General features: G+C 62.0%; 28 protein-coding genes, 1 tRNA gene and 7 pseudogenes. 20 read left to right on the plus strand and 16 right to left on the minus strand.

Translation table 11 applies throughout. From position 1 onward, the window contains the following. The 3 genes from NKI85_RS33600 to NKI85_RS33610 all read right to left on the minus strand — a co-directional run. On the minus strand, positions 1-151 hold a 151-nt coding region (locus tag NKI85_RS33600), incomplete at its 3' end, for a 4-hydroxyphenylacetate 3-hydroxylase N-terminal domain-containing protein (protein WP_352780226.1). Positions 152-183: 32 nt separating this feature from the next. Continuing rightward, complete coding sequence (locus tag NKI85_RS33605) at positions 184-720, minus strand: flavin reductase family protein (RefSeq protein WP_352780214.1); 537 nt, start codon at positions 718-720, stop codon at positions 184-186. Positions 721-854: 134 nt separating this feature from the next. Next, positions 855-1,514, minus strand: coding sequence for a GntR family transcriptional regulator (locus tag NKI85_RS33610; protein ID WP_352780216.1), 660 nt, complete (start codon positions 1,512-1,514; stop codon positions 855-857). 326 nt (positions 1,515-1,840) lie between these two features. On the opposite strand from NKI85_RS33610, the gene NKI85_RS33615 reads away from it, so the two are divergent. After that, positions 1,841-3,079, plus strand: coding sequence for a C69 family dipeptidase (locus NKI85_RS33615; protein WP_352780218.1), 1,239 nt, complete (start codon positions 1,841-1,843; stop codon positions 3,077-3,079). Positions 3,080-3,103: 24 nt separating this feature from the next. Further along, a complete protein-coding gene (locus tag NKI85_RS33620; RefSeq protein WP_352532668.1) occupies positions 3,104-3,865 on the plus strand; it encodes a type I glutamate--ammonia ligase in 762 nt (253 codons plus the stop codon). Between the two features lie 164 nt (positions 3,866-4,029). Here the strand turns inward: NKI85_RS33620 and NKI85_RS33625 are convergent, their stop codons facing one another. Then, positions 4,030-4,314, minus strand: coding sequence for a PRC-barrel domain containing protein (locus NKI85_RS33625; RefSeq protein ID WP_352532666.1), 285 nt, complete (start codon positions 4,312-4,314; stop codon positions 4,030-4,032). Between the two features lie 336 nt (positions 4,315-4,650). On the opposite strand from NKI85_RS33625, the gene NKI85_RS33630 reads away from it, so the two are divergent. Both NKI85_RS33630 and NKI85_RS33635 read left to right on the plus strand, forming a co-directional pair. Then, positions 4,651-4,728 (plus strand) — tRNA-OTHER (locus NKI85_RS33630). Between the two features lie 74 nt (positions 4,729-4,802). Then, on the plus strand, positions 4,803-5,033 hold the full coding sequence (locus NKI85_RS33635) for a hypothetical protein (protein ID WP_352532664.1): 231 nt from the start codon (positions 4,803-4,805) through the stop codon (positions 5,031-5,033). A 193-nt stretch (positions 5,034-5,226) separates the two neighbouring features. On the opposite strand, the gene NKI85_RS33640 is transcribed toward NKI85_RS33635, so the two are convergent. Further along, the gene (locus tag NKI85_RS33640; protein WP_352532662.1) at positions 5,227-5,430 is read right to left on the minus strand and encodes a CsbD family protein; all 204 of its coding nucleotides are present in this window, start codon (positions 5,428-5,430) and stop codon (positions 5,227-5,229) included. A 154-nt stretch (positions 5,431-5,584) separates the two neighbouring features. Here NKI85_RS33640 and NKI85_RS33645 point away from each other — a divergent pair. After that, positions 5,585-5,905 (plus strand): annotated as a pseudogene (locus tag NKI85_RS33645) (hypothetical protein); the annotation flags it as partial. 378 nt (positions 5,906-6,283) lie between these two features. On the opposite strand, the gene NKI85_RS33650 reads toward NKI85_RS33645, so the two are convergent. From NKI85_RS33650 to NKI85_RS33660, 3 genes and pseudogenes are all read right to left on the minus strand, one after another. Then, the gene (locus NKI85_RS33650) at positions 6,284-6,877 is read right to left on the minus strand and encodes a hypothetical protein (RefSeq protein WP_352531871.1); all 594 of its coding nucleotides are present in this window, start codon (positions 6,875-6,877) and stop codon (positions 6,284-6,286) included. A gap of 115 nt (positions 6,878-6,992) precedes the next feature. After that, on the minus strand, positions 6,993-7,418 hold the full coding sequence (locus NKI85_RS33655; RefSeq protein WP_352531869.1) for a hypothetical protein: 426 nt from the start codon (positions 7,416-7,418) through the stop codon (positions 6,993-6,995). Positions 7,419-7,454: 36 nt separating this feature from the next. Beyond that, positions 7,455-7,943: pseudogene (locus NKI85_RS33660) on the minus strand (DNA-methyltransferase); the annotation flags it as partial. Positions 7,944-8,267: 324 nt separating this feature from the next. Here NKI85_RS33660 and NKI85_RS33665 point away from each other — a divergent pair. Then, a pseudogene (locus NKI85_RS33665) lies at positions 8,268-8,684 on the plus strand (IS21 family transposase); the annotation flags it as partial. A 54-nt stretch (positions 8,685-8,738) separates the two neighbouring features. Here the strand turns inward: NKI85_RS33665 and NKI85_RS33670 are convergent. From NKI85_RS33670 to NKI85_RS33680, 3 genes and pseudogenes are all read right to left on the minus strand, one after another. Continuing rightward, positions 8,739-9,463, minus strand: a pseudogene (locus NKI85_RS33670) (IS6 family transposase). A gap of 6 nt (positions 9,464-9,469) precedes the next feature. Next, positions 9,470-10,123 (minus strand): MHYT domain-containing protein, encoded by a 654-nt coding sequence (locus NKI85_RS33675; RefSeq protein WP_352531867.1) that lies wholly within the window; start codon positions 10,121-10,123, stop codon positions 9,470-9,472. 14 nt (positions 10,124-10,137) lie between these two features. Beyond that, a complete protein-coding gene (locus tag NKI85_RS33680; protein WP_352531865.1) occupies positions 10,138-10,512 on the minus strand; it encodes an MHYT domain-containing protein in 375 nt (124 codons plus the stop codon). 308 nt (positions 10,513-10,820) lie between these two features. Here NKI85_RS33680 and NKI85_RS33685 point away from each other — a divergent pair, with 308 nt between their 5' ends. After that, positions 10,821-11,354: a hypothetical protein gene (locus NKI85_RS33685; RefSeq protein WP_352780220.1), complete on the plus strand. Its 534-nt coding sequence runs from the start codon at positions 10,821-10,823 to the stop codon at positions 11,352-11,354. Between the two features lie 67 nt (positions 11,355-11,421). On the opposite strand, the gene NKI85_RS33690 is transcribed toward NKI85_RS33685, so the two are convergent. Continuing rightward, positions 11,422-11,940, minus strand: a complete 519-nt coding sequence (locus tag NKI85_RS33690) for a hypothetical protein (protein ID WP_352531861.1) — start codon at positions 11,938-11,940, stop codon at positions 11,422-11,424. Between NKI85_RS33690 and NKI85_RS33695 the strand changes: the two genes are divergently transcribed. Together NKI85_RS33695 and NKI85_RS33700 are read left to right on the plus strand one after the other, a co-directional pair. Beyond that, on the plus strand, positions 11,935-12,021 hold the full coding sequence (locus NKI85_RS33695; RefSeq protein WP_352531873.1) for a helix-turn-helix domain-containing protein: 87 nt from the start codon (positions 11,935-11,937) through the stop codon (positions 12,019-12,021). The genes NKI85_RS33690 and NKI85_RS33695 overlap by 6 nt on opposite strands. A gap of 77 nt (positions 12,022-12,098) precedes the next feature. After that, positions 12,099-13,034: a hypothetical protein gene (locus tag NKI85_RS33700; RefSeq protein ID WP_352531859.1), complete on the plus strand. Its 936-nt coding sequence runs from the start codon at positions 12,099-12,101 to the stop codon at positions 13,032-13,034. An 85-nt stretch (positions 13,035-13,119) separates the two neighbouring features. Here NKI85_RS33700 and NKI85_RS33705 read toward each other — a convergent pair whose 3' ends face one another. Continuing rightward, a complete protein-coding gene (locus tag NKI85_RS33705; RefSeq protein ID WP_352531875.1) occupies positions 13,120-13,494 on the minus strand; it encodes a hypothetical protein in 375 nt (124 codons plus the stop codon). Between the two features lie 82 nt (positions 13,495-13,576). Beyond that, a pseudogene (locus tag NKI85_RS33710) lies at positions 13,577-14,056 on the minus strand (tyrosine-type recombinase/integrase); the annotation flags it as partial. 258 nt (positions 14,057-14,314) lie between these two features. On the opposite strand from NKI85_RS33710, the gene NKI85_RS33715 reads away from it, so the two are divergent. The 9 genes and pseudogenes from NKI85_RS33715 to NKI85_RS33755 form a co-directional block, all read left to right on the plus strand. Next, on the plus strand, positions 14,315-15,544 hold the full coding sequence (locus tag NKI85_RS33715) for an MHYT domain-containing protein (protein WP_352531857.1): 1,230 nt from the start codon (positions 14,315-14,317) through the stop codon (positions 15,542-15,544). A gap of 183 nt (positions 15,545-15,727) precedes the next feature. Further along, positions 15,728-16,591 (plus strand): FAD binding domain-containing protein, encoded by an 864-nt coding sequence (locus tag NKI85_RS33720; protein ID WP_352531855.1) that lies wholly within the window; start codon positions 15,728-15,730, stop codon positions 16,589-16,591. 16 nt (positions 16,592-16,607) lie between these two features. Continuing rightward, entirely contained in the window at positions 16,608-17,108 is a 501-nt protein-coding gene (locus NKI85_RS33725; protein WP_352531853.1) for a (2Fe-2S)-binding protein, read from the plus strand. Then, entirely contained in the window at positions 17,105-19,525 is a 2,421-nt protein-coding gene (locus NKI85_RS33730) for an aerobic carbon-monoxide dehydrogenase large subunit (RefSeq protein ID WP_352780223.1), read from the plus strand. The genes NKI85_RS33725 and NKI85_RS33730 overlap by 4 nt, the downstream gene beginning before the upstream one ends. 7 nt (positions 19,526-19,532) lie before the next feature. Next, positions 19,533-20,423 (plus strand): AAA family ATPase, encoded by an 891-nt coding sequence (locus tag NKI85_RS33735; protein WP_352780224.1) that lies wholly within the window; start codon positions 19,533-19,535, stop codon positions 20,421-20,423. Continuing rightward, positions 20,420-21,628: a vWA domain-containing protein gene (locus NKI85_RS33740; RefSeq protein ID WP_352531846.1), complete on the plus strand. Its 1,209-nt coding sequence runs from the start codon at positions 20,420-20,422 to the stop codon at positions 21,626-21,628. Before NKI85_RS33735 ends, NKI85_RS33740 begins: the two co-directional genes overlap by 4 nt. A 16-nt stretch (positions 21,629-21,644) precedes the next feature. Continuing rightward, the gene (locus NKI85_RS33745) at positions 21,645-22,490 is read left to right on the plus strand and encodes an XdhC family protein (RefSeq protein ID WP_352531844.1); all 846 of its coding nucleotides are present in this window, start codon (positions 21,645-21,647) and stop codon (positions 22,488-22,490) included. A 4-nt stretch (positions 22,491-22,494) separates the two neighbouring features. Continuing rightward, positions 22,495-22,959: an SRPBCC family protein gene (locus NKI85_RS33750; protein WP_352531842.1), complete on the plus strand. Its 465-nt coding sequence runs from the start codon at positions 22,495-22,497 to the stop codon at positions 22,957-22,959. A gap of 200 nt (positions 22,960-23,159) precedes the next feature. Next, positions 23,160-23,414, plus strand: a pseudogene (locus NKI85_RS33755) (ATP dependent DNA ligase); the annotation flags it as partial. A 92-nt stretch (positions 23,415-23,506) separates the two neighbouring features. Here NKI85_RS33755 and NKI85_RS33760 read toward each other — a convergent pair. Beyond that, positions 23,507-24,043, minus strand: coding sequence for an SOS response-associated peptidase family protein (locus NKI85_RS33760; protein ID WP_352531840.1), 537 nt, complete (start codon positions 24,041-24,043; stop codon positions 23,507-23,509). Here NKI85_RS33760 and NKI85_RS33765 point away from each other — a divergent pair. Then, positions 23,951-24,375 (plus strand): annotated as a pseudogene (locus NKI85_RS33765) (SOS response-associated peptidase family protein). The gene NKI85_RS33760 and the pseudogene NKI85_RS33765 overlap by 93 nt on opposite strands. Positions 24,376-24,431: 56 nt before the next feature. On the opposite strand, the gene NKI85_RS33770 reads toward NKI85_RS33765, so the two are convergent. Continuing rightward, positions 24,432-24,674: a DUF982 domain-containing protein gene (locus NKI85_RS33770; protein WP_352531838.1), complete on the minus strand. Its 243-nt coding sequence runs from the start codon at positions 24,672-24,674 to the stop codon at positions 24,432-24,434. A 415-nt stretch (positions 24,675-25,089) separates the two neighbouring features. On the opposite strand from NKI85_RS33770, the gene NKI85_RS33775 reads away from it, so the two are divergent. After that, positions 25,090-26,286 carry a DUF932 domain-containing protein gene (locus NKI85_RS33775; protein WP_352531836.1) on the plus strand — a complete coding sequence of 399 codons (1,197 nt, stop codon included), beginning with the start codon at positions 25,090-25,092 and terminating at the stop codon, positions 26,284-26,286. Positions 26,287-26,655: the final 369 nt, after the last annotated feature.

Below are 26,655 nucleotides of genomic sequence, written 5' to 3' on the forward strand. Positions count from 1 at the left end.
GTCGCGCCTGGAAATCGTAGAGCGCGCCGACCGACCGGATGGTCTGGCGGAAGGCTGGATGCGCGGTGACGTCGCCGGCGCCCTGGCCATTGATGTAGACTTGCCTTCCATCCCTCAGCATCTCGATATGCTGCGCCCCGGTCTTGATCATCTTACCCTCCGCGATCAGTAGTGCCCAAGAAATCAATAATGGATGTCGAGCGGCCAAAGCGGCGCCGTGAACTCCGTTGGCTGCAGTGATGCGTAGCGCCCCTTGCTGAAAACCAGCGCCTGCCGGTCGGCGAACGACCGGAAATGCTTCACCCTGGCGATGAACAGCACGTGGTCCCCGGCTTCGTGCCTGGCCCACGGCTCGCAATCGAACAGCGCCGCCACGCCGGGTAGCACCGGGGCGCCGGAGCGGCCCTGCTCGAACCGCACTCCTTCCCACTTGTTGGAAAGCGGCTTGGCGAAGCGGTTGGAAATGTCCTTCTGATTTTCCGAGAGAACGTTGACCGTGTAACTGGCAGCCTTCTCCCAGAGCGGCAGGCTGGCTGAACGACGGTCAATGCTGAAAAGTACGAGGGGCGGGTCGAGAGACAGCGAGTTGAACGAGCTCATCGTCATGCCAAATTGCTCGCCGTCGGCCAGACAGGTGACGACGCAGACGCCGGTCGGAAATTGTCCAAGCGCCTGCCGGAACGCGCGCACGTCGAAAGCCGTTTCTCCTTCGATGATCATGCCCGGCCCTTTCGGCATCGATTTTGTTAAGTCACAAAAATCAATTCACGAATTCCGCTGGCCAACTGCCCGCCGCCACTGTGTGTTTCGACTGTTCGGCGGCATTGCCGATGCGAACGCCGCGGCCCCTTTTTTCACTGCGCCGCCACCGCCGGCCTGCGCCCGGTTGCAACCGCGCCCCAGCTTGCCGCCGTCGGCAGCCGTAGGGCGACCAGCGTCCGCGCCAAATGCTGGGCAACGGCTGCGGCCGCCTGTTCGGGCTGTCCGCGGCGTATGCCCTCGACGATCGCTGCATGTTCGGCAAGCACGCTGTCACCGCGCCCACCGGAGATTGTGACGGCGTGCACGCCCATCCGCAACTGGCGGTCCCGCAGGCCCTCATAGAAGTCGGCGAGCACCGGATTGCCAGCGGCGCGCACGATCGTGCGATGAAATTCCCGATCGCGCTCAATGAACGCAACAGGGTCGTGCTGCACCTCCATCTGAAGGGCGACCAGCCTGTCGAGTTCCACGGCGAGCATGTCGCCGAAGCCGGCGGCCTGCCGCGCACACCACTCCTCCACCAGGCTCCGGGCCTGCATGACCGCTCCGATCTCCGCCTCGGTAATCGGCGGAACATAGGCGCCCTTCTTCGGGACGATCTGCAGGAAGCCGTCGGCTTCGAGCCGCAACAGAGCTTCGCGCACCGGCGTCCGCGACGTTCCCGTCTCGCGGCAGACTTCCGCCTCCGTAAGGAACGTGCCCTCGCGGCTGGGCAAGGTGAGCACATGCTGCTTCAGCCAGCGGTAGACCACGTCCTGCGCAGCATCGCTTCGTTGCCCTATCGCAGTGCGTTCTGATTGATGGCGCTCACTCATAGACACCATGTATACATGTTGTTGATTAGAAATTCAAGCCAACTTGCGACCTGGCTGCGCCGAGCGCCAACGTCAGGAATTTGCACACCTTGGCGGGTCGGCACGTTCAGCCTTCAGCTTATGACAAGGCTCTGGAACTCCCCGCCGGGATAGAAAGCGGTCAGGGCAAACGCGTATTTTTGTTGCTCCTGTCATTCAGGAAGTCCGGCCGCTCTTATCCGCTCGATACGGCTGGATGGCACGATAAATTGATTTCGCCGCACATGGCAGGTTTTCAGGAGCTTGCAGGTGACGGCGATAGCTACGCGCTTGCCGCAAGCGACATGCGCCAATCTGTTCAGAGGCGCATTCCGTATCCACAGCTTCCCGGCTCCACCGAGCCCGGCCTTCTCGGTATGGACCTCTTGCGCCTGACGCTAGAACGGGCGGCGACAGCGGATGAGGGGCTCGACATCCTGATCGCGCTTCTCGAACGCTACGGCCAGTCGGGGCGCGCTTCGGCGACGCGCGACATGACTTATCACAACAGCTTCATCATCGCCGACGGCAGGGGCGGCTGGATCGTGCAGACCGCCGGCCGACACTGGGTGGCGAAGCGGATCCAGGGCTGGGCTTCGATCTCCAACGTCTATTCGATCGGCTCCGACTATGATCGGATCTCTGCCCACGCGGCCGATTTCGCGACGCAATCGGGCTGGCACGATCCGGCTGCGGACGCGCCGTTCGATTTCGCGACGCAATCGGGCTGGCACGATCCGGCTGCGGACGCGCCGTTCGATTTCGCTGCCGCCTATGCCGATCCGGAATTTCCGGCTCTTCCGGGCTGCGTGGCACGGTTCGCGCTCTCGCAGGCACAACTGACATCGCTGGAGGAGCGGGGAAAGATCTCGCTCGAAGAGGTTTTCGCGGTGCTGAGAAGCCACGGGGCCGGCGACGCCGATGCCGGTTGGCGCCTAGGCGCCGACGGCGAGAGCGTGCTTTGCATGCATGCACGCTCGCCGGAGGGTTTCGAGACGGCCGCGAGCATGGTGGCCGAGCTTCCGCGCCCGGAGAAGCCGGACGAGCCGCTGTTATTCTGGGCCTCGCTCGCCTCGCCCTGCATGTCGACTTTCGTTCCGGTCTGGCCGGGCGCGGAAACGCCGCGCGCCTGGATGCAGCCGGAAGACGGAGCCTTCGACGCCTGGTGGGAGCAGGAATCGATGCAGCGCCTTATCGAGCGCGACTACGGGTGCTACGCCAAGGCGCCCCGGGCCTTGTTCGCGGAACTGGAAGCCGACACGCTTGCAGCCGTCCGCGCCCTTTCTGCGGACGCGGCCAAGGCGGTGCGCGCGGAGCTGACGTCCGACATCATCGTTCGCCAGCAGGAGGCGCGCGGCATCATCTCGCGGATGACGGAAGCCTGCGCCTGCAAGGTCTTGTCGCGGCAGCCGGATCTTCGGGGCAGCTATCTGCAACAGGTCGATGCGACGCGGCCGCAAACTTTTCGTGCCGTGGCCGCCTGAGTGACCTCAAATTTCGGAGCCTTTATGGAAGACGCACTCAAGGCGTTGAATGCGGAACAGGTGCATATCGGGATCTTCGATCTCGACGGCCGTCACAAGCTGGTCGGGGCCGACAAGGCCGTCAAGCTCGCTGCCGACGGATACCAGTTCTGCGATGTCCTTTACGGATGGGACAGTGCGGAGAAGACCTACAGCGATCTGACGCCCTATATTGACCGTCCTTGCTTCATCGATCCGGACAGCATCCGCCAGTACCCGTTCGGCCAGGGCAGCGCGATTGCGATCGCCGATTTTGAACGCGCCTTCGGCGACATGTCGCCGCGCAACCAGCTGCTCAAGATGATCGAGAAGGCGGCGAACCTGGGCTTCGACGTGCTGTCGGCCTTCGAATTCGAATTCTTCCTCTTGCAGGAGACACCGGACATGTTGCGGGAAATGGCATTCCGAAATCTCAATCACTTCGCCAAGGCCAACCGCACCTATTCCCTGCAATCGGCCGTTCTTTACGAGGAGATATTCTCGTCCCTGAAGTCGACGATGCGTCGCATGGGTATCGAAATGGATTCGATCCACACCGAATTCGGGCCGGGTTGTTTCGAGGTTCCGCTGGCCGTCGCGCCGGGTGCGCGCGCGGCCGACAACGCCGCCCTCTTCAAGAATTTCACGAAGGCGTGTCCGAGAAGAACGAATAGATGTGTTGGCTGGGAGATAGCAAAATTGGTCGGTCCGCGAAGGCGGTTGCGGAGGCTGAGTGCGCCGAACGCGCCGCCAAGACGGCTAGGTTGAAATCGCTCCGTATGGCCACTCAGCCTTTTTTGCCGGAGGCTGATCTGCAGGTTTCATTCCCCGAGGAACTCGATTGCTCTCTACTAATCGGGCACTGACATCGCGTCGGCTAGCAGGCTTTTTTCAGGCGGAAGAAGTCCTCGGCCACCCGCGTAACGCTTTTCTCATTCCTGGTGCTCGGGCATGTCCTCAAGTTGGTCCTTCGTCCAGCTAGTGACGGCGTGAACGTCACCATCTTCGTCGCGCATGAAATCCAATTGGCTGGCAGCAACAGCTACCGGCTTGGCGCCTATGCCAAGGAAGCCGCCGACGTCGATGACGACCTGATTACCGTGCACATGATCAACAGACCCGATCTCTTCGTCGTCAGGGCCGTAGATGGTCGCGCCTTCGAGTATGTCGGAGGTCAACTCCGCGCTGGTAAGGCGAACGTGGTTGGTGTGATCCATAACCGGTCTCCTCTGGGTTGGGACATTTTCTAACTTATGAAGAGGCCAAGAGTTCCGGCGGAGCAGAGAACAGCAAACGTGGTAGTCGGTAGGTATGAGGTTGGCGCTTGGTCACGGGCCCATGCTCTTCCGTCCGTCTCGCTTTCAGTCACTCATGCAGCGCAATCTGAATGAGGTCCGAATAGGCCGCGTGCCGCCTTCATCACAATGAAGGGCGACATTCGCAGGCGCCCATAGGAATGTGTCCAGAGTGACATAGGGGTGCTTCATGTAAGAGAACTTACTGATGGCTCAGTGGTCCTGTTACCGTCGCCGGGGAAAAAGCCTCAAACGGTCGCGCTCGTAGCTCAATCAGGATAGAGCCACCACCAAAGTCTCGGGCAGATGCAGGTTCGAGCCCTGCCGAGTGCACCAGGTATCAGCAAACCGAGATCGAGGAAAACAACGGCAGTGCCTACACAGTTGATCTTTTATATCAGAGCGTGGCGATGGCTGCCTTTCTCCCCACGTTGGCTGTCGTCCTGCTGCTCGCCCTATTGCCAGACCACCTCGTAAGGCTGGCGGTTCTCCTTGCCTTGATGGGCGCAGCGATCGAGGTCCTTCAAGGCATCACAGGGCGCGACATGAGTGTCTTCGACTGGTTTGCCGACTGCCTCGGCATGGCATACGGGCTTAGAACTATGAGCTGGGTGAAGGGATTCTTGGCGAACCAGTTATGAGATCGCGACAAGCTCCCGCTTGGCCGCCACCGTCTTGGCCGCGCCCTTGCTCAACCTCACCCCGGCGCCGCCCCCAATTTTAGAGGATCAAATCGCGTCAGCGAGCTTTGCCATTCCAAATGCCGACGCCAAGGCAAACGGGCAAAAAAAGAGGGCCCTGCCATGCGACAGCGCCCCTCGATTACGAAAGGTCCTACCAGCCTTGGCGAGTATACCAGTCGTCAATATCGCGACGCACGCGATTCTTCTCGATTCCGTAACGTTCCTGGATCATGCCTTCGAGTTGGTCGCGCTTGCCGGCGATGCGGTCCAAGTCGTCATCGGTGAGCTTGCCCCACTGTTCCTTGACTTTACCTTTGACCTGCTTCCAGTTTCCTTCAACGCGGTTCCAGTCCATGGTCAATAAACTCCTTGGTTTCACACAAGTGCGAAACGGTCATTCGGCCCCGATGTTCCAGACGAGTGGTAATCGCGGCGTGCGCGTCTCGATTCACGCGTGAACCTTCGTGGTTGCCGAACGTTCTGTGCGCAGCCAAATATGATTGACGCGCATGGTGGAAAGACCCGGCGCGCGCCGCAGAAACAGGATGCCCCGGGGTGCCGAAGCCCGATTTTCGTTCGATAGAATGGCAGTCGAGCGATTTCGACAGGCTTTTCCGCGAGCGAGGTGGAGCGACGAGCGCAGGAGTTGGTTCGTACCCGGCGAGACAGCAGCCCGCCGGATCGACCGCTGGTTGGCGCAAGAGGCAGAGATGTTGCCCATCCATGGAGACAGCAAGGGACGTGATACCTTCGCGTTAGATCCAATATCGAGCCCATACCTCGAAGTTGCGGACGAACTAAGTGTTCGCACGCCGTATTCGAAGACGGTGTAACGGCTCAACGATTTCACCGGACACTTCAGTGAAAACGACAATGCCGTACTGCTCTGTCGCAACCCCGCGGCCAAGAGGAGGTAAATCTTCAGCTGGCAACGGATAGCGTCCCTCAAACGCTCGTTCGGTCCTGGCGCACGTCGCGCGGGCCACGTCCTGACCAGTTCTGGGAGCTTGGCCGAACGCCACCTGCCCCAAACGTAGTCGACGTTTGTGCTCGTCGCGTTTGGATATAAAGCGGTCAAGTTGTGGCTGGTGGCAACCGACGCTAGCCGAACTGAGAGTTGCTCGTCGAAACGCCCGGAGCATGGAGCGTAGAAAACGAAGTCGCGACATTAACACGGCTCGCTGACATGCCTAGCTGTTTGAGACTGATCAACCAGACCGCATGACACCGGGCTCTTCGGTGGGTGGGTCACTGATAGCAGGCTGAAGTTCCGAACTGCCTTCCAGCACGTCCGAGAAATTGACCGTGGCGACTAGATACCCGGCTTCATCGTAAACCTTGGTACTCGAGCCTGAATGATCAGCGCCGTTCAAATCGCTCGCTACCAGTACAGCGTGGGCCAATTCGATTGCTCTCTGGCTCGCTAGGTCTGCGCTGGCTAACTCTTCCTCTAAAGTAGTGGTTTTGCCGAACTCGACGGTCTCAAAGCGGAACTTGGGCATCGGAACCTCCTGTCCTACGGAATGTCCATGTCGCCGTTGCGTTCCAAGGAACGAGCGCGTCGTCACTCCATCATCCAGCGGCTCAGGCGAATCCGCCTTGTCCTCCGCCTGGGCTGCCGGCTTTGTGAGCGCGGGGTTTGAATGTTCGAAGCTGAGCTCAATGGCGCCGCCGTGGCCGCGGCAGGCGCGCAGGCCCTCGCGCCAGGACGACTTCAGTTCATCGACGCCTTCGAAGTGGAACAGGCTCTCTTGCAGAACCTCATCGGAAGCCCGGACCTCACCGGAAGTCAGTGCGGACATCTGCCAACTCCCCCAGATGAGCTCTCACCTGGCTCTCGAGAAGCTGGTGCATGGTAGCGGTGTCGACGCCCAGTTCAGCCGACAGGATCGCCGCGATGCGTCCGGGCCAGTTCACCTAGGCGTCACGTTCCTCCCGCGCCAGCCGGAACAGCAGCGTCTTGGCGCCATCGAGCGAGACAAGCTCGCCTTTCAGCTTCTGAAGTTTTAGCCGGCGCTCCTGCGCCTTCAGCACCTCATTGGCCGTCTTTGCCTGCATGAAAGTGGTCGAGCCTGCCACGACAGGCGCCGACAGCCCCTGTTCGCGCAACGTCTCGCCAACCGCCGATAAAGCCTCCTCGGGCACTGCCTTCAGTTTGGACCGGGGCGGGGAGCGTCTCTGCTTTGAAGGATCGGTCAGAGCTGCCCGGCGTGCATCCGAGCCTGCTCCATCAATCGAGCCATCCTCAAACAGCACCAGCCGTCCGCCAATCCTGGCCTTCTGTATGGCGCCACGGGAGACCCCGGCATGGGCGGCATAGTGGCGCTCGCTCATCCCCTGCATGGTGGCCTCCCTCGCTTATGCCCGGCCCAACGAAGGTCAGGCCGCGGATCGGCCGGAATGAACATCGGCGACGTTGAGATCACTGGCCTCCAGAACTGCTTTGCGCCCAGTAAAGGTCTGCCATCTCTCCACGGCCACATCGCAGTAACGCGGATCAAGCTCCATGGCGAAGCAGGAGCGGCCGGTGGTCTCGGCGGCAATGATGGTGGTGCCGCTGCCCGAGAAGGGCTCGTAGACCGACGAACCGGTGGCGCTGTTGTTCAGCAGCGGCCGCCGCATGCATTCGACCGGCTTCTGCGTGCCGTGGACCGTGGCGTCGTCCTCACCCTGGTCACCGTTGCCGATCATCCAGATCGTGGTCTGGTCGCGCGCGCCCTGCCAGTGCCCGGTGGCGCCCTCCCTGACCGCATACCAGCACGGCTCGTGCTGCCAGTGATAATGGCCACGGCTCAGCACCAGGCGAGGCTTGGCCCAGATGATCTGGGAGCGGATGCCGAAGCCGGAAGCAGCCAGGCTGTCGGCCACCATGTGCTCGATGGCTTCCGGTGCGAACTGGACAGGCATGCGGTCTCCTCGAAGATCACGCGGCTTCCGGACGTTGCTGCTGGACTCCGCGATGGATCCCTATGGTGGCTCCGGGGGATGGATCCCATCTGGATCCGGACTGGACTCCGGGGTCCAGCAGGGTCCACCCCGAACCAGCAACTCTGCACGCATGATCAAAGGCTTACGTGTGATTTTTCGTGGAATGAGGACCCTGTTTAAGGGGTGATTTTCGTCCAAACGGGCCCCCTTAACGATGGGGTCATCAAGATGCCTCCGGTTTGATCGGAGGCATTTGTGTTTTGGATGTTGGTTGTGGAGACGATTGCAAAGATACGCCGGCTGTCGCTGGTGCAGGGGAAGTCAATCAAGGCGATCTGCCGGGAGCTGAATATCTCCCGGAAGGTGGTGCGCAAGGTTTTGCGTTCCGAGGAGACAGAGTTCCGCTACGAGCGCAAGCATCAACCCTATCCGCGGATGGGCGCCTGGCGTGACGAGTTGGATCGGCTGCTATCGGCGAATGCGGCCAAGTGTCAGCGGGAGCGGCTGACACTGATCCGCATCTTCGAGGAGCTTCGCGGCCTCGGCTATGACGGCAGCTACAGTTCGGTGTGGCGGCATGCTCAAAGTTGGGAGGCGGATCGCGGCAGCGCCGCGGCCGAAGCCTACATTCCGTTGAGCTTTGCGCCGGGCGAGGCCTACCAGTTCGACTGGAGCCACGAGGGAACCGTCGCCTTAACTGAGCATGAGAGTGAGGGAGGCGGACCGGAGGATTGTTCATGCGGCGGTCGGCATGGCGATCTCGTTCCACATTGCCATGGCGGCGTCGCGGAGATCTCGGTGCTGGGCGGCGGTCATGTGGTTACGCGGGTAGTGGAAGAGGTTGGTGATCGGGCCGTGGATGGAAACGAAACGCTGGCACTGCCGGCTTGACTTGAAGCGCTTCATGCCGCGCTCCCGTCGTCGAACGGCAAGATGCGAATTCTCCGCCCGATTGTTGATGCCCTTGTGGGATCGATGCTCCACACCTGGCATCAATTCCTTCTTCGCGGCGGCATAGGAGCCGAGTTTGTCGGTGATCATGACACGCGGTGCAATCCCCTGCTGCTTCAGCAGTTTGCGCATCAGCCGAAGTGCCGCCTTCTTGTTCCTGCGGCTTTGTACCAGAGCGTCGATGACATAGCCTTCGGCGTCGACGGCACGCCACAGCCAATGTTTCTGTCCTCTGATGATGACCACCATCTCGTCGAGATGCCACTTGTCGGCAAATTGGCCTCTGGATCGGCGCCGGGTGCGGCGGGCGTATTCGCCGCCGAACTTTGCCGCCATTCCGCGACGGTCTGGAAGGACACCTCGACGCCGCGCTCGGCGAGCAGATCCTCGACGTGGCGCAGGCTCAGTGGGAAACGGAAATACAGCCACATCGCATGGCTGATGATTTCGGCGGGGAAGCGATGACGCTTATAGAGCGCATCACGCGGTTCGGTCGGCAGGTCGGTCATGCTCCTTCATAGGAAGTCGCTTCCTTCAGCCGAGTTAAGGCGACGGTTCCTGTTGTGTCGGATCAGCTCGACCGGGATCATACTGCCGTCGGTTGCGCATAGCTCGGCCTCTAGCGGCTTTCGGGCGGTGGCCGTGAGTTCGCCCTGCGAGACGGTGGGGGAGAAAGACTCGAGCGAGCGGCCGACAGGCTGAGAGCCATCGACACAGGCAAGGGCGGCGAAGCTGTGATTGGCTGCCACGATCATCGTCTCGTTGTACACAACCAGCCCCTCGACGGCGGCGTCGGCCAGCTCTTGCATACGCGCCGTCTCCCCAGCGCGACGAAGATCACGCAGATCGAGGACAAGACCGACAAGGGCCAGAAGAATGATCACGATCGAAGCGAGCGCAAGTCCGATTGCCATCCATTCCGCTGGCAGCGCCGTGCCCGAAACGACGATGCGAGGATCGGGCACGATCGCGGCCGCGCCCATCGCAGTGAAATGATGGCTGCAAATCGCGACCGTCAGCACTAACGCGCCGAGCGCCTTCCACTTGATCGTGTTGGCCCGAAGGGCAACCGGCAAGGCTGCGGCGCCGAACAGCCCACCGAGGGCGATCGACGCTGCGACGAGCGGCATATCCCAGACGACGCGGCCCGCGATCTCGAAGGCAGCCATGCCAGTATAATGCATTACGGCGATACCGCCCCCACGATCACCCCGACGATCCAGCGTGCATACGGAACGCGGAGCGACATGCCGACGGTGAGGCCGGTTCCCGTCAAAGCGATCGCGGCGACCAGCGAGACGATCGTCAAGGCGATATTGTAGCCGCTCGGCACTGCGGGCTGGAAGGCCAGCATGGCGATGAAATGCGTTGACCAGATGCCAAAACCGGTGGCGACCGCGGCTACTGCGAGCCAGATCCGTCGCATTTCGCGTTCGCTGCGCCCGACATGATGGAGGAGGTTGACGGCCGTGAACGAGGCCAGGGCGCAGACCAAGGCCGCCAGGGCAACCAGACGCAAATCATGCTGCGCCGCAATGCAGGTGTAGACCTTCAACATGCTCTTTCCCGAAGTCGGTTACGAGCTTCGGAGAGAAACCTAGGGTCAAACCTTGAAGAAGTGCTTATGAGGGCAATTCAACTTGACGACTTCTTCCCTAGGATGGGCATTCGCGCGACCGCTTTAGGGCGCTGTTCCGACATTCAGTCAAAATCAGGCGGAAAGATGTCGGTCTCCACGCGTTGGCCAGGGCTGTAACTGCCCTTGGCGTGCTCGGAGGTTAGGGCAAGTGGAACGATGTCCCCATCGCAGTGTTAAATGGCGAAAAGAGTTGAGGCAGTACGGTGGATGATCTCAAAGAGACGGCATTGATCGCGCGGCTTGCGGCGCGGCACGGGTTGTCAAGGGACGCGGTAGAAACCGTGCTGCGTGCCCTGCGCTCGGGCGGTGGTTCCATGGCGCAGTTCAGCCATGCCGAATTCGGCGGCATGTCGCAGTGGTCATCAGGCATGACAATGGTCGGCGACATGTTTAACGATGCGCTGAGGGCGAAGCTGAACGCGGTGGCCACGGAACTAGTAGCTCATCTGCGGGAGAATCCTGAGGCTGCCCATAATGAACCGGCCGAAGTGAGCTATAGATCGCAGCAGCAGGTACCTGAAAGTTGGGCGGGCGGACTCGGCACACCCTCATCGACCGGATCGCAGAACCATTTGCGCTACGCGATCTATCCCGACACGCGGCGACTGGTCATCGAGGATGCCGGGCAGCGTACGATCTACGACACCGGCGATCACGTTATTTCGGGGATCGCCCAGGCGCAAAGTACGGATGCGACACTGACATTCCGCAGCCAGAACGGCCTTGTGCGGCTCTCGGAGCTGAAGAAGGTCGATGCTTAAGGTTTGGCCCTATTAATGCGTCGCGATGATGCTCGCGCCCCGCGCCATTCACCGCAGCGCGGGGTGCCTAATGACGTCCTTCTTCGCCTCTTTGCGTTTCCGCCGCCGCTCCGTCTGCGGCCCGTTCGAGCGCAACCATTTTCTTGACCAAGGCCAGCAGATCGCGCTTGGTGCCGTGCGGCAGAGACACGACCTGTTGCACGAGTTCCATGGTGTCGCGCGCTTCCTCCGGCGTGCGGCCCCATAGATGCAGGGCAGCGCTGAACAGCATTTCCATCGGCATGAATCCGAGGATTTCGCACAGGTGGATCATGCGAGTGACGGGCATTTTTGAGAATGCGCGCTCATAGCGGCCATAAACCTGCATCGAAAGGCCAAGCAACGTCCACCTTAGCCACGTCCTCTCCCTTCTTGCGTTTTCCAGTCGCGCATAGGGCAACGCCTCAATCAAACATTTGAAAACGGGATTGACCCAAGGACGCCCGGCACTCTCTTGCACAGCGATTTTCCAGAAGCCGGGAGTGAGGATAGCTGCTTTCCGCAACTCGTAAGCAACCATCAGGGCCGTGCTGCGCTCGCATTGCATGGTTCTTTCCAACGGAAGCCTGCACTCGGCGTGCGAGAAATGACGGGGAGGGGTCGATATCGTGGCTGCGGTGTTCTCTAGGCACACTCGGTGCATTCGACATGTTCAAGTGTTGGCCCGCTGTATAAGTTCGGACGGATTGGGGAGATAATAAATTTATGCCTCGCGCGTTCGCATCTCGCTCTTCGCCGGACGAAGGAACCCTTCACTTTGTTTCTCCGGACAAGGATACGGTCGACATCATCTACGTTCCGTCGGCAGCAAGAATTGAGCAGGCTGGCGTGGATCTACAACTTTCCGCCGATTACAAGGTCAAGCTTCTGCAGATCAGTGGACGAGGGCGCTACATCACCATGTACCCTGTCAACACATTTGGTAACGCCCGTGATTTTCTAAAACAGAAGTACCGGCGGATTCGTAGCATCACCCTGGATCAGGGTGAATCGTCCAGTGTGGGCGACAATGCTGCGATGCCCGACACAACCGAGGCCGTTCTCGAGCTCTTGGAGGAGCTTCCTGCCGGTCTCGTCAAGGATTTCGACTTCGGCCTCGGCCTTACTAGGGAATACCGATTCATCGTTTCGGCAGTGGAAGGGCTTTCCGAATGCAGCGAGATCGTGATTTCGCATCAACAGACTGAGTGCGACGAAGAGCTCGGCATGTTTTTTCTGAAATACTCCGACTACGAGCGCCTTAGAAAGGATTGCAACAAATTCACGCAACGCGCGAGGAGCGCGGCATCCGTGGCGAAAGAGGCTGGAGTCTATAATTTTCTGGCGTATCGGCTCGGCCGGGAACAGCGATCGCTGAAATTACCGCACACGGCAATCAACCGGATGGTCTCGGATGGCGCGGCGTCTGGCCTCATGGACGAGGCCGAACAGGACGCTGTTTTGTCTGCACTCGAAAGGAACAGCCGAGCGATTGCGGAGCGCAAGCCGGAGAAGCTTGCACAGCTGCGCGATGACATCGAGCTCGTCACACTGGAGGTGCTGATTGGGCGATACGAGGAAATGCTTGGTAAACGGTTGGGGGAAGCCAGCTGGAATTTCTGCTTTCGACACCTCTGCTGCCTTTGCGGCACACAACGGTAAGGCGCAGCTATGACCCTTATGTGCCGTTGAGAAGGGTGCAAACCCGACCGATGCTTCTGTTCGATCAACGTTGCTCGCGTCGCTTTCAATCGACCGTCAAAGGAGCGGGCTCGCCCAAATCTTTGAGGAACTCCTCAATACGTTTACGCGTGCAATCGTGGCGTTCGGCTTCGCGATGAAATCCCTTCACCAGCGCTTCATCCGCGAGCGTGACCTCCCGAATCCGGCGTTCCCGGAGCCTGGGCGCATATTCGGGTGTGGTCACGAACTTGGCGCAGGTCAAATACAGATCGCACTCACAAGGGCCTTCTTCTGGCAATCGGAGGCAATGGCCGAGTTCGAGTTCCGTGCGGAAGAAGTTGGCCTTCAGCCAGGCAAGCGAATCCTCCGGCATCGCTCGTGATCGCAATGTCTCGGCGAGCGGTCCGGCGATCAGCGCACCGGGGCCAAGCACCTTCATGTAATCCTCGCGAACCGTTGCGCCGCAGGTGTGCGTATACCAGCGTCATTCCAGTGCTCGTGTGACCGAGCATCTTCATGACGGTGTGGACGCGCGCACCACCCTCGATCAACTCCGTGCCGACGGTATGGCGGAAGCGATGCGCGGTGATCGTAGCGCGGCCACGATCGTCGACAAGACCAGCTGCCTGGCAAGCCGCCTCCAGCGATGCCTCAAACAACGTCCGCGGCGATATGCACTTGCCTTTCAGCGGGAAGAGTCGCCGTACTTCGACGCCGGTGCGTTCATCAGCAAACCCGCGGCCTGGCGGATCCAGTGCCTGAAGCTCACGAATAGCCACGGCGGCTTCCGGGTGAAGCGGAACCATCCGCTCCTTGCCGGTTTTACCAGCGGGAATCCGCAAGCGTGGCGTGCCGTCAGGATACGCGTCGAGGCAGCCGTACTCGAGTCGCGTAATCTCCGAACGTCGGGCGCCGCTCCACCTGGCGATAATCAGCGCGGCTCGCTGATGGATGTCAGGCAACATGCGCGCGGGTTTCGCGGAAAATAGCTTTGTAGTCATAGCAATGCTCTCTCGTGTGGCAGGGCAAGTCTAAAAGGGCGCGGCGGTTCACCCGTCCTGGACAGGGTTGCTCAAGACCCCAAAGTCGCGGCGGTCATCGTCCGGCGCGCACGTCGCAACCCGACGATCTTTTTCAGATCTTCCGGCCGAGCCGACCCGTTCCGCCCCCGACGTTGTCAAGTTCGCGTTTGCGCATGTACACTTCCGCGGCAGGGAGATGGCCCGCCGGGGAGGAATATCGGCGGTGCCGGTACCGAGATGTTTGCTGGGCACAATCCATATCTGGTCGCGCTCTCAGTGGCCGTCGCTATTCTGGGTGGCTACACCGGCTTCGGTCTTGCTGCGCGGGTACGCGGCGTGCCCGGTGCAAGTCGCCGCCTGCTGCTGGCGGGCGCTGCAGGGTTTCTCGCCGTCGGCATCTGGACCATGCATTTCATCGGCGTCTTGGCGGCGCCGATTCCGGCCGATGCAGTCTACCTCGTTCTGCCCACCATCATTTCCTTCCTGATCTGCGCGCTGGTCGTCGGCGTGTCGCTGTTCTTCGTCAGCGTCGGCGAACCGTCCGAACGGCGCGTGACGGCCTCCGCACTGCTCATGGGCGGCGGCATTGTGTCGATGCACTATGTCGGCATCCACGGCCTAGAGGGTGGCTTCACCATCGAGCACGACCACGCCATGGTTCTGTTGGCCGCCCTCATCGCCGTCGGCACCGCCTATGGCGGCTTGAGAATCTTCCTAGCGCGGCAGGTCGGCCGGCGGCTGGCTTTGAGCGCGGTGGCTTTCGGGTTCGCGGTCTCGGGAATGCATTACACGGCGATGTACGGCATGCACTATCGCCCCGCCCCGGAACTCGCCGACAGGAGTGGCCTGGTGGCGTCGCCGCAAGTGCTGGCGCTTGTCGTGTCGCTGCTGTGCTTTGTGCTTGCGGCAGGCTTCCTGCTGTTCCTGGTGCCGGAGCCACGTCGGCGAGAGACGCCGGTCACGGCAGCCGCGGATGATAACCGGCAGCCGGTGCGGGCGGCCGACATACTCGTTGAGGGCGCTTTCGCGACCGGGAGCGAGCTTCCCTCCCATGCAGGTCCCCGGGTTGCCGCGGCACCGCTCGGCGGACTTGGCCAACCGCGCGCGGCGCCGTCGTCGCGCATGCCAGTCGAGGGAGCGGACGGCACGCATTTCATCGATGCCGTCGATGTTCGCAGCGTGCGGGCGGACGCGCATTACACGCTGGTGCATGACGGCACGCGTGAGCGCATGTCGCCGTGGTCGATCTCGGAGGCCGAGGCGCAGCTCGATCCGGCCTTCTTCCTGCGGGTGCATCGCAGTCATATCGTTGCAATCCCGCATGTCAGCTTCGTGCGCAAGGAAGGCGACGGCGCCGTCGTCGAACTTGACGGCCCGGCACCGCACCGGGTGCCGGTGAGCCGCGTCAAGATAGCCGAACTCAAGGCTCGCCTGGGTCTTGCGGGACGCAAAGCGCACACGCACTGACCCGCCGACAGGTCGCAAGCACTGACGCAGTTCGTGCGTGAAAGACCGCGTTTCGTGCGAATTTCCGCCCCTCGTGACGCCTGGCGAGCCCCGTCATTGCGCGCGCGACCAACTCGCGACAGCCTTGCCCCAACGTCCTTGCCCAATATAAAAATTGGGAACGAAGGGCGAATGGAGGAAACGATGATCCCAGGCCCATTCAGGTATCATCGGCCATCGAGCGTCGCCGACGCGGTCAAGCTGCTCGCCTCGCTCAGCGACGAAGCCCGGCCGCTGGCCGGCGGGCACAGCCTCATCCCGATGATGAAACTGCGGCTTGCGACGCCAGACCATCTGGTCGATCTTCACGAGATTGCCGAGCTCAAGGGCATCCGCCGCGATGGCGGCACGATCGTCATCGGCCCCATGACGACGCAGCACGACCTGCTCGCGTCGGATCTGATCGCGAAGTCGCTGCCGATCCTGCAGGAGACCGCACAGCTGATCGCCGACCCGCAGATACGTTATCGCGGCACGATCGGCGGCAACGTCGCCAACGGCGATCCCGGCAATGACATGCCGGCGCTGATGATGACGCTCGGCGCCAGCTACACACTCGAAGGGCCGGGCGGCACGCGCTCGGTCGCGGCAGGCGACTTTTATCAAGGCGCCTATTTCACCGCGCTCGAGCCCGGCGAGATCCTGACCGCGATCTCGATCCCAACGCCGTCTGCCGGCCACGGCTATGCCTATGAGAAGCTGAAGCGCAAGGTCGGCGACTACGCCACGGCCGCTGCCGCGGTCGTGCTGACGATGTCGGGCGGCAAGGTCGCGACGTGCTCGATCGGGCTGACCAATCTGTCGGAAACGCCGCTGCTCGCAGAAGACGCTGCAAAGGCCGTTGTTGGCACCAGCCTCGACGAGGCGTCTCTGAAGAAGGCTGCAGCGGCCGCGGAAAAGATCATGTCGCCGTCGGCCGATACGCGGGGCCCGGTCGAGTATCGGAAGCACGTCGGCGGCATCATGGTGATGCGGGCGCTGAAGCGTGCCGCGGCCCGTGCCGGCTGACGTAAGGGAGGAAAAGATGGCGAAGACCCATGTGACGATGAAGGTGAATGGCGCTGAGGTCGAGGGCCTCGTCGAGCCGCGCACGTTGCTCGTACATTTCATCCGTGAAGACCTGCAACTGACGGGCACTCATATCGGCTGTGAGACGACCCATTGCGGCGCCTGCACCATCGATATCGACGGCATGTCGGTGAAGAGCTGCACCATGTTCGCCGTGCAGGCCGAGGGCTCCGAGATCACCACGATCGAGGGCGTAGCCAACGCTGACGGGACGCTTTCGGCGCTGCAGGAAGGCTTTCGCATGATGCACGGGCTGCAATGTGGCTTCTGCACGCCAGGCATGATCCTGCGGGCGCAGCGGCTGCTGCAGGAGAACCCGACGCCCAGCGAGGAAGAGATCCGGATGGGCATCTCCGGCAACATCTGCCGCTGCACCGGCTATCAGAACATCGTCAAGGCGATCCAGTACGCGAGCGCCAAGATCAACGGCACCGAATTCAAGGAGGCCGCCGAATGAACGACATGACTCCCACGCGGGAACAGCGCGAAGCGAAACTGGAAGGCATGGGTTGCAAGCGCAAGCGCGTCGAGGATGCGCGCTTCACCCAGGGCAAGGGCAATTATGTTGACGACCTGAAGCTGCCGGGCATGCTGCATGGCGATTTCGTCCGTTCGCCGCATGCTCATGCCCGCGTAATTTCGATCAATTCGGAGAAGGCGCTGAAAGTGCCCGGCGTGCTGGCGGTTATCACCGCCGAGACGCTGAAGACCGTCAACCTTGCCTGGATGCCGACACTGGCCGGCGACGTGCAGATGGTGCTGGCCGATGGCAAGGTGCTGTTCCAGAACCAGGAAGTGGCCTTTGTGGTCGCCACCGACCGCTACACGGCAGACGACGGCGTCAATGCGGTCGAGGTCGAATATGAGGCGCTGCCGGTGGTCATCGACCCGTTCAGGGCGATGGACCCGGATGCGCCGGTGTTGCGCGAGGATCTGGCAGGCAAGACCAGCGGCGCGCACGGTCCGCGCAAGCACCACAACCACGTCTTCGAATGGACGGTGGGCGACAAGGGTCTGACCGACGCCGCCTTCCGCAAGGCGGAGGTATCGATCCAGGAGATGATCTCCTATCACCGCACCCATCCGTCGCCGCTGGAAACATGCCAGTGCGTCGCGTCGTTCGACAAGATCAAGGGCGAGTTGACTATCTGGGGCACCTTCCAGGCCCCGCACGTCATCCGTACCGTCGTGGCGCTGATCGCCAGTCTGCCGGAGCAGAAGATCCATGTGATCTCGCCCGATGTCGGCGGCGGTTTCGGCAACAAGGTCGGCGCCTATCCCGGTTACATCTGCGCGGCGGTGGCTTCGATCGTCACCGGCAAGCCGGTGAAATGGGTCGAAGACCGCATCGAGAACCTCACTGCGACCTCGTTCGCGCGCGACTATCACATGACCACCGAGATCGCGGCGACCAAGGAAGGCAAGGTGACCGGGCTGCGCGTCCACGTGCTTGCCGACCACGGCGCCTTCGACGCTTGCGCCGATCCGTCGAAATGGCCGGCCGGCTTCTTCAACATCGTGACCGGGTCGTACGATTTCCCGACCGCCCATCTTTCCGTCGACGGCATCTATACCAACAAGGCGCCGGGTGGCGTCGCCTATCGCTGCTCGTTCCGGGTGACCGAGGCCGCCTACTGCATCGAACGGGCGATGGACATCCTCGCGCAGAAGCTCGGCATGGATCCGGCGGAACTGCGGTTGAAGAATTTCATCAAGCCCGAGCAGTTCCCGTACCACTCGGCGCTCGGCTGGGAATATGATTCCGGCAACTACCACACAGCCATGAAGAAGATGATGGAAACGGTGAAGTACGCAGAGCTGCGCAAGGAACAGGCCGAGAGGCGCGCCGCCTTCAAGCGCGGCGAAACCCGCGACATCATGGGGCTCGGCGTCTCCTTCTTCACCGAGATCGTCGGCGCCGGCCCATCGAAGAACTGCGACATTCTCGGCATCGCCATGTTCGACAGTTGCGAGATCAGGCTGCACCCGACCGGCGCCGGCATCGCTCGTGTCGGCACGAAGAGCACCGGCCAGGGGCACGAGACGACCTGGGCGCAGATCATCGCGACCGAGATCGGCATTCCGGCCGACAACATCATGGTCGAGGAAGGCAATACCGACACGGCTCCTTACGGGCTGGGCACCTACGGCTCCCGCTCGACGCCGGTGGCGGGTGCGGCCATCGCCATGGCCGCACGCAAGATCAAGGCGAAAGCGCAGATGATCGCGGCCTACAAGCTCGAAGTCCACGAGGACGATCTCGAATGGGACATCGACGGCTTCCGCGTGAAAGGCCTGCCGGAGAAGACGATGTCCATGAAGGATATCTGCTGGACGGCCTACAATTCGGTCCCGCCCGGCATGGAGCCGGGGCTGGAGGCCGTGAGCTACTACGATCCGCCCAACATGACCTACCCGTTCGGCGCCTATATCTGCGTCATGGACATCGATGTCGACACTGGCGTCTACAAAGTGCGGCGCTTCTACGCGCTCGACGATTGCGGCACACGCATCAATCCGATGATCATCGAGGGCCAGGTGCATGGCGGGCTGACCGAGGCCTTCGCCATCGCGATGGGGCAGGAGATTCGCTACGACGAGACCGGCAATGTGGTGACCGGATCGTTCATGGACTTCTTCATGCCGACCGCGGTCGAGACGCCGCATTGGGAGACCGATTTCACCGTCACGCCGTCGCCGCACCACCCGATCGGTGCCAAGGGCGTCGGCGAAAGCCCGAATGTCGGCGGGGTGCCGGCTTTTTCGAACGCCGTCAACGACGCGTTTTCCTTCCTTGGCTCGACGCACATCCAGATGCCGCATGATTTCTGGCGCAACTGGCAGGCGGCGAAGAATCTGGGGGTGGTGGGGTAAGGCCTTGATGACCCTATCGCGCGACCAGATCGCCGCTCGGCTTGCTGACGCCGGCTACATCGCCGACGGCGAGCTCGCCACTGCGGTCTCGCTGATGCAGTTGCTGAAACGCCCGCTGCTGCTCGAAGGCGGGGCGGGCGTCGGCAAGACCGAGGTCGCCAAGGCGCTCGCCTCCGTCCGCGGCACCGAACTGATCCGCCTGCAATGCTATGAGGGCCTCGACCAGTCGGCGGCCCTTTATGAGTGGAACTACCAGCGCCAACTGTTGGCGATCGAGGCGCACAAGGGCGAAGCTGGCCAGAAGATGAAGGCAGCGGAGATCGAAGATCAGATTTTTTCGGAAAAATATCTGCTCGAACGGCCGCTGCTGGCGGCCATCCGCCGCAAGACGCCGCCGGTGCTGCTGATCGACGAGGTCGACCGCGCCGACGAGGAGTTCGAGGCTTTTTTGCTGGAGCTTCTGTCGGATTTCCAGGTTTCGATTCCCGAGCTCGGCACCGTCACCGCCACGTCCATCCCGCATGTCGTTTTGACCTCGAACGGTATGCGCGAGCTTTCAGACGCGCTGCGCCGCCGCTGCCTCTACCACTATGTCGACTATCCGGATGTCGATCGCGAAGCGCGCATCATCCTGGTGCGCATTGCCGGCGCCGGCGCATCATTGTCGCTGCAGATCGCGCGGATGGTCGAAAAAATCCGCAAGGAGGATTTGCGTAAGGTGCCGGGCGTCGCCGAAACGCTGGACTGGGCGGCGGCGCTGGTCGGGCTCGACGTACGCGACCTGCACGAGGCGCCCGAGATCGTGCATGAGACGCTGATGTGCTTGCTCAAGACCCGTGAGGACAGGGCGCGGTTCAAGCCGGAAGTCACGCAACGCCTGCTGGGGAACGTCGCATGAGCTGCTGTGGCTTGCCTCCGACCACCAACGAACTCGACGAGGTTTCCCGGCTCGTCTTGTCCAGGCTGGCAGCGTTCCTGCGCACGTTGCGCGACAATGCTTTTGCGGTCGGCTTGCGCGAGGGCCAGGACGCGGCGTCGCTGATGGCTTCCGGTTATGCGCAAAAGCCGGGCCTGCTCCGCTCTGCCTTCAAGCACCTGTTTTCGGCGCGCAAGGCCGATTGGGAGCAGTTCGACGGCCTGTTCGACGCCTTCTGGCTCGGCAAGCGGGTGCGCTCGCGTTCGATAGTTTCAGGCTCGACCGCACGGCAGGACAATCCATCGGTCAAAAATCTGCAGGATCCCTCGTCGCAGGCCGGCGCGCAGGGCGCCTCCCACCAGATTCCGGCCGGCGATCATCCCGTCTCAGACGATCGCAGCGGCGAGGGCCGCATGGAAGGCGCCTCACGCGCCGAAAATCTCGCCGAAACGGATTTCAGGAAGATCGCCGATCCGCAGCAAATGCAGGAGGCCCATGCCGTCGCGGCGCGGCTGGCCAAGGCGATGCGTGCAAGACTGACCCGGCTCGACCTCGCCCGCCGTCGCGGCTACAGGCTCGACCTGCGCCGTACCATCCACCGCAACATCAGCCATGGCGGCGTGCCGATCAGCCTGGTGAAGCGGCAACGCAAGGAGAAGCCGCTCAGGCTGGTGATGCTGCTCGATGCGTCGGGCTCGATGAGCATGTACACGACGGTGTTCCTGAGGTTCATCCATGGCGTGCTCGACGAATTCCGCGAGGCCGAGGCGTTCCTTTTCCACACGCGGCTGGTCCATGTGTCCGACGCCATGAAGGAGCGCGACGCACAACGCGCGCTCGACCGGCTGTCGATGATGGCGCAAGGCGCGGGCGGCGGCACCAGGATCGGCGAGTGCCTGGCGGCCTTCAACCGTTGGCACGCGGCGCGCGTCATCCATGCGCGCACCTGCGTGATGATCGTCTCCGACGGCTACGAGACCGGCGACGCCGCCTTGCTCGGCCGCGAGATGGCGCAGCTCGAAAAACGCTGCCGGCGTATCGTGTGGTTGAACCCGATGATCGGCTGGGAAGGCTATGCCCCAGAGGCCGCGGGCATCAAGGCTGCGCTCCCGTATATCGACCTCTATGCGCCGGCTCATACGCTGAACAGCCTCGCCGACCTCGAACCGTATCTCGCCAAGCTCTGACGGAGGCGTTTTGGCCATGACCGCTCATGTCGATGTGATGGACCTGATGTCCCGGATGAAAGCTGCGGAAGAAGCCTTCGTGCTGGCCACTGTCGTGCGCACCGTTTCGGTGACGGCTGCGAAGGCGGGCGCCAAGGCGGTGATCCGCCCGGACGGCACGATCGCAGCCGGCTGGATCGGCGGCGGCTGCGCCAAAGGCGCGGTGCTGAAGGCGGCGCGCGAGGCGCTCGCCGACGGCGAGTCGCGGCTGGTGTCCATTCAACCGGAGAACCTGCTGGTCGAACTCGGCGTCGCGCCGGGCGAAAGCCGCCTCGGCGTGAAATTCGCAAAGAACATGTGCCCAAGCCAGGGCACAATGGACATTTTCGTGGAGCCCGTGCTGCCGCATCCATCGCTGGTCATCCTGGGCGCCAGCCCGGTGGCGATGGCGCTTGCCGAACAGGCGCGACCGCTCGGCTACCACGTGACGGTCGCCGTGCCCGCCGGCGATATGCCGTCGACCCCTGACGCGGACGTCCTGATCGACGGCTTCGTGCTCGAACATCTCCATGACGCCCGGCGCTTCATCGTCGTTTCCACGCAGGGCAAGGGCGACGAAGCAGCACTCAAGGCGGCACTCGGTGTCGAGGCAGAGTATCGGGCCTTCGTCGGCAGCCGCCGCAAGATGGCATCGCTGCGCGAAAAGCTGCTGTCGGAGGGGATCGAGGCGAATGCCCTGGACAGCGTCAAGGCGCCGGCTGGCATCGATCTCGGCGCCATCACGCCCGAAGAGATCGCCCTGTCGATCCTTGCAGAAGTCACGGCAGAGCGCCGTGGCGGGCAGCGCGGCATCGTAGCGCTCCAACCAACCAACGAAGGGTGACGCAATGGACACGAATGGCAGCGAACATATCGGCGCACCGGTCGAAACTGTATGGCGGGCATTGAACGACCCGGAAATCCTGCGCCGGTCGATTCCGGGCTGCCAAGCCCTCGATAAACTTTCCGAAACCGAGATGACGGCGACCGTGGTGCTGAAGATCGGCCCGCTGAAAGCGACGTTTCAGGGGTCGGTCGAACTTTTGAACCTCAACCCGCCCCACGCCTACACGATCAACGGTGAAGGCAAGGGCGGCATCGTCGGCTTCGCCAAGGGCAGCGCCGATGTCTCGCTTGTCGCCGACGGCCCCGATGCCACAATCCTCTCCTACACGGTCAGGGCGGAGGTTGGCGGCAAGATCGCCCAGATGGGAAGCCGGCTGATCGATTCAACGGCCCGCAAACTAGCCGGGCAGTTCTTCACCAATCTCGGAGGCAAGTTGGCGGATCAGCCCGCGATGACCGGAACCTGATTCGATTTCGTGATCTCTGGAAGCGCTGTTGCGAACATCTGAAGGTCCGCAACGTGTCGAGAGCCGATCATGCGAGTGCTCCGCGTACGTCTGCTCATGGCGCTGCTTGCTCGTTCCGGCAGCCGGCTCAAACGACAGAGTCCCACCCCGAGCGGGCTTACGACTCCGGTACCAAGCGTCATGTGTGGATGCCCCCGTTGATGCAAGGGGATTTTCGAACGTCGAGGGCATGTGATCGGTGCGGTCATGTGTCAGGCCTCGCTGTTGCGGCGCTTCAGCTTTACGGCCGGCTTGAACCACTTCAGGCAGCTCGAATGCCCCTCGACGCCCCACCGCCACGTGAGAGCCGGTTCGGCTCGCCGCTTGAACTGTCGCGCGTACATTGGGTCAGGCCTGAAATGGTGGTCGAGGTCGCCTATCTCACCTGGACGGAAGACAATCTCCTGCGTCAGGTCTCGTATCAAGGTGAGGGCAGGACAAGCCCGCCCGGCAGGTGGTGCGTTCCGTGCCCCATCCCTGATCGGCATCGGTCGCCGATCGCTTCATTTCATCCGACTTGCTCCACCTGCAGCGTGCCGGGTGGAAGGGGTTTGATCAGCGACTTGGCCGATACCGAAGGGTCGAGCCAATCCGCCCACGCGCTGCGATCGAGGATGACGATCTGCCGGTCGTGGTAGGGTACGATGTCGGGTCCTGGCTCCATCGTCAGCATGGTGAATGCCTCGCCGACCTCAGGCGTTTCACGCCAGATGCCGGCGATGCAGAAGATCGGCTCCTCCTTCTTTGTGAAGAGCCACTTGTCCTTGCGCTTCTTCTTGGGGTCTTCCGGATCGGTGAACTCGTAGAAGCCGTCCGCCACGATCAGGCAGCGACCGGTCCGCGATCGCGTTCCTGTTATGTTCGCGCGACCATGAGCGCGAGGGTTTTCGATTCCGACGCATCGCTCGACGATCGCCGCGTCATCATAAGGCGCTGCGGCGGCGATGTTGAGATGGCAGAGCTGCGTTGGGGCCTTCAGCCCAGCGAAGTTGGAGGCAGGCCCTTCACCGTTGTGCGCGCTGAGGGCAGGACGTTTCCCAGTCACCGTTGCCTCGTTCCTCATCCGAGTTCCGGCACCGGAGCAGGGGCAAGGCCTATAGCTTCTCGCTCGCCGATGGTGACTGGTTCTATTTTGCTGGTGTCTGGCGCCCCGCGACACGGGACTGGCCTGAGGCTTATGCCATCCTGACGATCGAGGCGAACGACGACGTGGCGCCCTTTCACGACCGGCAGATGACGGTGCTGCGGCGCGATCAGCGAATGGCTTGGCTCGACCGGACCGGCTTGGAGGGAGAGCTGCTTCGGCCATTGCCTGCCGGCACGTTCGTGGTTTCGAAGCCTCGCGAAGCATCTGCACAGGCGGTGCTCGCATTTTGAACCAAAAACCCGAACTTGGTGATCTCGCCGGCCATCCGGCCAATATCATTTGGACCTCAGTCGCTGCGTAGGATTTTCGCTTCTAGCGCCGCTGCAACGAAGGCTCGTCTCGCTACCGGCGTCTGGGCTTCGCCACGCAGAACCTGAAGACACGCATCCATGGCCAGTTTTCGCTTCTCCGTCTGATGAGGGACACTTCGCAGCAGGATCGTGGCTGCGTCGTTCACATCGAATATGACGCGCTCACGGTCATGCCGGCCAATTTGCACCACCACGGGCCGGACGAACCTGCTCGACATGCAATCACTCTCTCAGTTCCGACTTCGATACCGGTCTTCGCGTATCATGACGTTGGGTCAATTCATACATGTATGGGCTAAGCTCGAAGAGAACCTGCAGTTGCTCAATCTCAACACAAATCTGCCTGTCCAATTTGAGCAGGCCGCTACCCAAAATCGGATGGGTCCCGGTCTTGGTGCGCAAGAAAGCACAGCGGAATTCTGCCGCGTCCGGAAGGTGAAGCGGCGCTTGGTCTTCGGGCTTTCCTGAAGCCCGAGCCTTCCTTCCTGGGTGTCAGCCTTGACGCGGCCGCTGCCGCAATGCCGACGCTTCCAGTGGCGCGCGGATGCCGGGAGAGGAAGAGGGCGGGCGGGCCGCGGTGGCGGGTGAAGGCCCGGGAGAGAGTCTCCCGGCGCTCGCCGAGGAGCGACACCCATGACCCAGATGGAAATTCACACGCCCAAGCGCAACGAGCGTGCCGGTTATAAGGTCGACGTCAGCCGCGGCCAGCGCATCGGCCGCGTGTCGTCAGAATGGTTCAACCGGCCGGCGGACGAGCGATATCTGTCGCTCACCGACCTTCGGAATTCGGTCACGAGTCGGTCGGAGCGCAGCAAGACCCGCATCGTCGAAAGTGAGCTGATCCGCGTCGAAGCCAGCCGCGACGATCCGGAGCGCCTGAGGCTAATGCTGCCTAATGCGCGTGCCCCAGTTGCCCCCACGCATTGGAGTTTTGGCCAACTCGCCAGCCTGGTAGGCGCGCCGGCCACCTATCTGCGCCAGCTCCCGGCCCCGCTCGCGGCGATCAACCTTCAGCATGGTCTCCTCAACCACCGCGCCGAGCAGGTGAAGACGCTGGAAATCGAGAACGGACGCCTCGAGCTGCGAGCTGTAACCGGTCCGGACTATGGCAGAATATTTGACTCAGAACTGATCGACGCCGTGCAGAGGATCGCTGGCAACGGCACCGGGGACACGCGCTGGAAGGTGCCGGGAATCCTCGATTGGTCAACGGGAATTTACAACCCGAACGTCGACATCTCCAACGACACGACTACGCTGTATGCGTCCGACCGAGATGTGTTTGTGTTTCTTGTCGACGACCTGAACCCGATCGAGGCCGGGCGGCTGCCGAATGGGGAACCGGATCTTTATTTCCGCGGCTTCTATTGCTGGAATTCCGAAGTCGGAGCCCGCACCCTCGGGATTGCCAGCTTCTATCTGCGCGCGGTGTGCCAGAATCGAAATCTGTGGGGCGTGGAAGATTTCGAGGAAATCACCATCCGCCACTCAAAATACGCGGCCTCCCGTTTCGCCCTGGAAGCCGAGCCGGCGCTGATCCAGTTTGCCGATTCCTCGCCCATGCCATTCGTCAACGGCATCAAGACGGCGCGGCAACGGATCGTTGCCAGAGACGACGAAGATCGCCAGGGCTTCCTGCGCAAGCGCGGCTTCTCCAAGTCCGAGACCACGAAGATCATCGATACTGTTCTCATGGAGGAAGGCAGACCACCGGAATCGATTTTTGATTTCGTGCAGGGCATCACCCGGGTCGCGCGCGACAAGCCGCATCAGGATGTCCGCCTGGAAATGGAGGGCAAAGCCAAGAAGCTTCTCGATTTCGCCGCCTGATCCTGCGCAGGCCGGCAACGGAAACTCTCGTCGCCGGCCTGCCTCCGGGCCGTTTCCATCAATCCCAGCGCGGTCCTTCGAATCAAGTGGCCGGCGCTTTTTTCGTGGGAGGACGCGGTGACGCCAACACGCTGAAGGCGCCTCGGGCGCGGCTCGGCCGCGCCTAGATCCGCGAGCCGAAACCAGCAGCGCTTCATGTCGAGCCTGCAAGTCGGGAGACGGCGCTGGCGTGAGGCCTGGAGGCAGAGGGGGGAGGGGAGGGTTGCGTAGAGTAGGGATGAAGCGCCTTACCTCGTCTCCGAGGCAGGTCTCTTCATCCCCCGCTCCGAACCGGACGTGCAAGTTTCCAAGCATCCGGCTCTCCATGCG

The organism is Mesorhizobium sp. M0571 (assembly GCF_040320985.1).
GTDB lineage: Bacteria > Pseudomonadota > Alphaproteobacteria > Rhizobiales > Rhizobiaceae > Mesorhizobium.